The 5,027-nt window shown below is 74.4% G+C and carries 4 protein-coding genes, 1 tRNA gene and 1 pseudogene; all 6 read left to right on the forward strand.

The window, feature by feature from the left end; translation table 11 throughout:
- Positions 1–904, forward strand: a pseudogene (locus tag D8M35_RS16695) (hypothetical protein); the annotation flags it as partial.
- Between the two features lie 140 nt (positions 905–1,044).
- Positions 1,045–1,419 (forward strand): ribosome silencing factor, encoded by a 375-nt coding sequence (gene rsfS, locus D8M35_RS15450; RefSeq protein ID WP_066653181.1) that lies wholly within the window; start codon positions 1,045–1,047, stop codon positions 1,417–1,419.
- Positions 1,420–1,524: 105 nt separating this feature from the next.
- Positions 1,525–1,597: transfer RNA gene (locus D8M35_RS15455), tRNA-Ala, on the forward strand.
- 148 nt (positions 1,598–1,745) lie between these two features.
- Positions 1,746–2,684, forward strand: a complete 939-nt coding sequence (locus D8M35_RS15460) for an aldose 1-epimerase family protein (RefSeq protein WP_126892627.1) — start codon at positions 1,746–1,748, stop codon at positions 2,682–2,684.
- Entirely contained in the window at positions 2,663–4,165 is a 1,503-nt protein-coding gene (locus D8M35_RS15465; protein ID WP_161972689.1) for an anthranilate synthase component I family protein, read from the forward strand. Before D8M35_RS15460 ends, D8M35_RS15465 begins: the two co-directional genes overlap by 22 nt.
- Positions 4,166–4,238: 73 nt before the next feature.
- On the forward strand, positions 4,239–5,027 hold a 789-nt coding region (locus tag D8M35_RS15470), incomplete at its 3' end, for a hypothetical protein (protein ID WP_126892629.1).

Below are 5,027 nucleotides of genomic sequence, written 5' to 3' on the forward strand. Positions count from 1 at the left end.
TGCCCAGGCGACCGAAGCCGACGGGTCCCCGGACGCGATCGAACCCCTGAGCGAGGCCGCTGCGCACGCCGAGGAGCCCCGACGTCACCGGACGACCTGGGCCCCGCCGGAGAACGACGACACGGGTGCCGACGACACGGGTGCCGACGACGCCGAGGGTTCCGATGCGGACGACGACGCTGCCCAGGAGCCGGCACCGGCACCGGCGCCGACGGCCTCGACGCCGGTCGTGTTCCCGCTGTCGCTCGACGACGACACGAACGAGGTCCCGGTCCAGCGTCCGACGCCCGCGACCGCGCGACGGTCCGACGACGGCACCAGCAGCCGGGGCGACGGTGCCGGCAGTGGAGGCGACGCGGACGCCGATGCGCCGCGCGTCCCCGCGGCGTTCCGGCGGAGTCCCGAGCCGAAGCCGGTGACCACGGCCTTCGAGCCGCCGGCCGGTCACTGGACCCAGCAGGCCAGGCACACCGACGACGCCGAGGTGCACGACGTGACGGGCACCCGCCGCGTCGCCGTGCAGGACACCAACTCGATCGTGCTGCCGAACTCCGCGCTGGCGGACCCCACCGGTGCGTTGAACGCCACCGGTGAGGTCATCCTGACCGGGTCGATCGACCTGCCGGCCTCGCTGTCGTCCACCGGTTCGCACCGTCCCATCGACGGGGCCGAGGTCGACCGTCTGCTCGAGCAGCACGACGAGCAGCCGGAGACCGACGCGAGCCCCGTCCGAGCGAGCCGCGCGATCTCGAGCCACACCTCGACTCGACAGGTCGTGCTCGCCGCCGCGAAGCCGAAGGAGTCCCGGACGCCGGTCATCCTCGGTGTCACCGTCGGGGCCGTCGGCCTCGCTGCGGCGGGCGTCATCATCGTCGCCCTGCTCACCACCCACTTCGGCGGCTGACCGCCCGCCGGACCCCTCGTCGAACGTCACCCCGTCGCCCGACCCGGCCCACCGGCCTGGTCGCTGTCGGCGGGGTGGCCTATGATCAGGACCCACCACACGGACCCGCAGAGCGCGGTGCCGACGACCGGAAGGACTCCGTGACCGCCTCCTCACGCGCACTGGAACTCGTGCAGATCGCCGCCCAGGCGGCCGACGCGAAGCAGGCCGAAGACCTCGTCGCCCTCGACGTGACCGGGCCGCTACAGCTCACCGACGTGTTCCTGCTCGCGACCGGCCGGAACGAGCGCAACGTGCTCGCCATCGCGGACGAGGTCGAGGACCGCCTGATCGCCGCCGGCGCCAAGCCGCTCCGGCGCGAGGGCCGGACCGAGGGCCGCTGGGTCCTCATCGACTTCGGCGACATCGTGGTGCACGTCTTCCACGAGGAAGACCGCCAGTACTACTCGCTCGAGCGCCTCTGGTCGGACTGCCCGACGATCCCGCTCGAGCTGCCCGTCGACCACACGGCGTAGCGCGACGCGCCCGGGTGACGGAGTCGATTTCGTCACCCGGCGTTCGCGTGGTGTACGCTTCCATGGTGCCGCCGGGAACGGTGAGCACAGCGAAGAAGTGAACATGGGTCTGTGGCGCAGCTGGTAGCGCACCTGCATGGCATGCAGGGGGTCAGGGGTTCGAGTCCCCTCAGATCCACCCAGACACGAAGCCCCCGCCGGACATCCGGCGGGGGTTTCGTCGTTCCGAGGGGCTGGCAGTCGGCAGCTGCCAGCTGCGAGCTGGCAGTCAGCAGCCGGCCCGCCGGCGTCCGTCCGGGCCTCCCGGTCCCACTACGCTGTTGCGCATGAGCAACGACGCGCCCCTGGCCGGAGCCCCGCTGTCCGGATCCGCCCTGACGATCACCGCCGGCGGGTACACCGCCGAGATCGCCTCGGTCGGTGCGTCGCTCCGGACCCTCCGGGCCGACGGACGCGACCTGGTCGTGCCGTTCTCCGCCGACGAGGTCCGTCCGGCCTTCCGCGGCGCCGTCCTCGCGCCGTGGCCGAACCGGGTCGTCGACGGCCGCTACTCGTTCGGCGGGCAGGACCACGAGCTCGCGCTGACCGAGCCGAAGCGGCACCACGCGCTGCACGGGCTCGTCGCGTGGACCGACTTCCGCACCGTGGCCCACGAGCCCGACCGTGCCGTGCTCGCCACGACGGTCCCGGCGCAGGAGGGGTACCCGTACCGTGTCGAGGTGCTCGTCGAGTACCGCGTCGATGCCGACGGCCTGCACACGACCGTCACCGGCACCAACACCGGTGGGGACGCGGCTCCGTGGGGGACCGGCCCGCACCCGTACCTCGTCGCCGGCGAGGGCCGTGTCGACGACTGGACCCTGACCCTGCCCGCCGCCGAGGTGCTCGAGGTCACCGAGGACCGTCTCGTGCCGACCGGTCTGGCCCCCGTGCACGACGAGTTCGACCTGCGGACGGCGACCCCGATCGGCGAGCGGTTCATCGACCACGCGTTCACCGGCTTCGACCGCGACGCCGAGGGACTGGCGACGATCGCGCTCACCGCGGCGGACGGCCACGGCGTCCGGGTGTCCTTCGGGCCGGAGTGCGGCTGGGCGCAGGTGCACACCGCCGACCACGTCGTGCCGGAGTACCACCGCGTCGGCCTCGCGGTCGAGCCGATGACCTGCGCACCGGACGCCTTCAACGCGGGCGAGGAGGCCGGGCTCGTCGTGCTGGCTCCCGGCGCCGCGCACGCCGCCTCGTGGACGATCGCCGCGGTCTGACCCGAGCGCGGGTCCTCGCGCGGCGGCTCGACGTCGCGCCGGACCTCGGTGCGCTGGCGGCCGCCACCACGTCCGACGTCGTCTGGCTCGACTCCGGGCTGCCGGAGGGTGCTCCAGAGGCCGCTCGCGGACGCGCCCGGTGGTCGCTCCTCGCCCACACGGACGGGCCTTTCGCGACGCGGTTCCGGCACGAGGACCGACGTGCGGTGCTCGACGTCCCGCCCGCGGCACGGCGGTGGTTCGGGACGTCCCGGTCCGAGGACCGTCCGGCGTTCGCCGTGCTCGACGACCTGCTGACGCGGACACCGCTGCTCGACGCGCCGGTGCCCGGCTGCGGCTTCGCGCTCGGTTGGGTCGGGTTCCTCGGGTACGAGCTCGGCCGGGAGTCCGGTGGACCCGACCGCACCGCGGCGCACGCGGACGCCGACCTGCGCTTCGCGGACCGGGCGCTCGTCGTGCACGCCGACGGTCGCGCCTGGGCGCTCGCCCTGGTGGCCGACGACGAACCGACAGCCAGTGCGGCGAACCGTGCGTGGCTGGCGGGGCCGCACACGGGACGGCCGCCGGCCGACGTGCCGGACGGTGCTGCGGGCCTCCAGACCGTCGCCGACGGACGCGTGTCCCGCGACGCGTACGAGGCCGCGGTCGAGGCGTGCCGCGCCGAGATCCGCGAGGGGAACGCGTTCCAGGTGTGCCTCACGACCGCCTTCGCGGTCGGCGCGTCCGGACGGGAGGCCCCGCTCCCGCCCGCCACCGACCCGCACCTGGTCGAGTACCTGCGACTGCGCCGTGCGGACCCCGTCCCGTTCGGCGCCTGGCTGCGACTCGGCCCGCTGCGGGTCGCCAGCCGGTCCCCGGAGCGGTTCCTACAGGTGGACGCCGACGGAACGGTGGTCGCCGAGCCGATCAAGGGCACGCGGCCCCGCGACACGGACCCGGGACGCGACGCCGCGGCGCGCGCGGCGCTCGCGGCGAGCGCGAAGGACCGCGCCGAGAACGTGATGATCGTCGACCTGCTGCGGAACGACCTGCTCCGCACGGCGGTACCCGGGTCGGTGCACGTGGAGCGGCTCTGCGACGTCGAGACCTACGCGACCGTGCACCAGCTCGTGTCGACGGTCTCGGCCGCGCTGCCGGCAGGGGCGTCCCGTGCGGCCCTCGTGCGCGCTGCGTTCCCGCCCGGATCGATGACGGGGGCGCCGAAGACCAGCGCGATGGCGATCGCCGACCGGCTCGAGGGGGCGCCGAGGGGCGTGTACTCGGGGGTCGTCGGGTACTTCTCGGCGGACGGCTCGGTCGACCTGTCGGTGGCCATCCGCACACTGGTGACGGTGCTGGACGACCGAGGTGCGGAACGGTCGCGGACGTTCGGGGCCGGGGGTGCGGTGACGTGGTCCTCGGTCGCGTCGGACGAGGCGGACGAGGTCGAGACGAAGACGCGGTCGGTGTTCGGGGCCCTGGGGATCACCGCCTCCTGGTGATGCCGGGCGTGTCGAACGGGTGTTCGACCACGGTGTCCACCGGATGTCGGACCCGGTTGACATCATCGAACACATGTTCGAATATGAGGGCATGCAGACGGCGGCCGCACTCCTGTCGCCCGGGCCCGAGGGGGCGACCGGGCCGGATGCCCCTGCTCGCCCGGATGTCCCTGCTCGCCCCGGGGGCCGGTCGGGGGCGGCCCGCCCGACCCGGCGCGTCGACCACCTGGGGGACGCCCGTGCTGCGCTCGAACGCATCACGGCGCTGCGCTCCCGGGTGTCCGAGATGGAAGCGCCCCGCGTCGACGCCCAGGGGCTCCCCACCGCCGACGCCCTGCAGCCGCTGCTGCCCGGCGGTGCGATCCGGGTCGGGGGCTCCTACGCCGTGCAGGAGTCCGTGCTGCTCGCCATGACCATGCTGCAGGCGGCCTCGACAGAGGGAGCCTGGTGCGCCGTGGTCGGGGTGCCGTCCTTCGGGGTCGAGGCAGCGGCGGCGATGGGTATCGACCTCGAGCGGCTCGTGCTCGTGCCCGACCCGGGCGACCAGTGGCTCACGGTGACCGCGGCGCTCGCCGACGTGGCGCAGATCGTCCTGACCCGACCGCTCGGCCGGGTCGTGCCCGGCGACGTCTCCCGGCTGTCCGCGCGGTTGCGACAGCGCGGCGGAGCGCTCGTCGCCCTCGGGGCCTGGCCGGGTGCCGACGTCACGCTGCGGGTGAGCGGCTCGGTGTGGACCGGCATCGGCGACGGCCACGGGTACCTGGCGGAGCGGCGGGCCACGGTGACGGCGTCCGGTCGCGCGGGGGCCGGGCGTCCCGTCAGCGCCGACCTGCTGCTGCCGGCGGCGGACGGTGCGGTGCGA

The organism is Curtobacterium sp. HSID17257 (assembly GCF_003989515.1).
Classification (GTDB): Bacteria; Actinomycetota; Actinomycetes; order Actinomycetales; family Microbacteriaceae; genus Curtobacterium.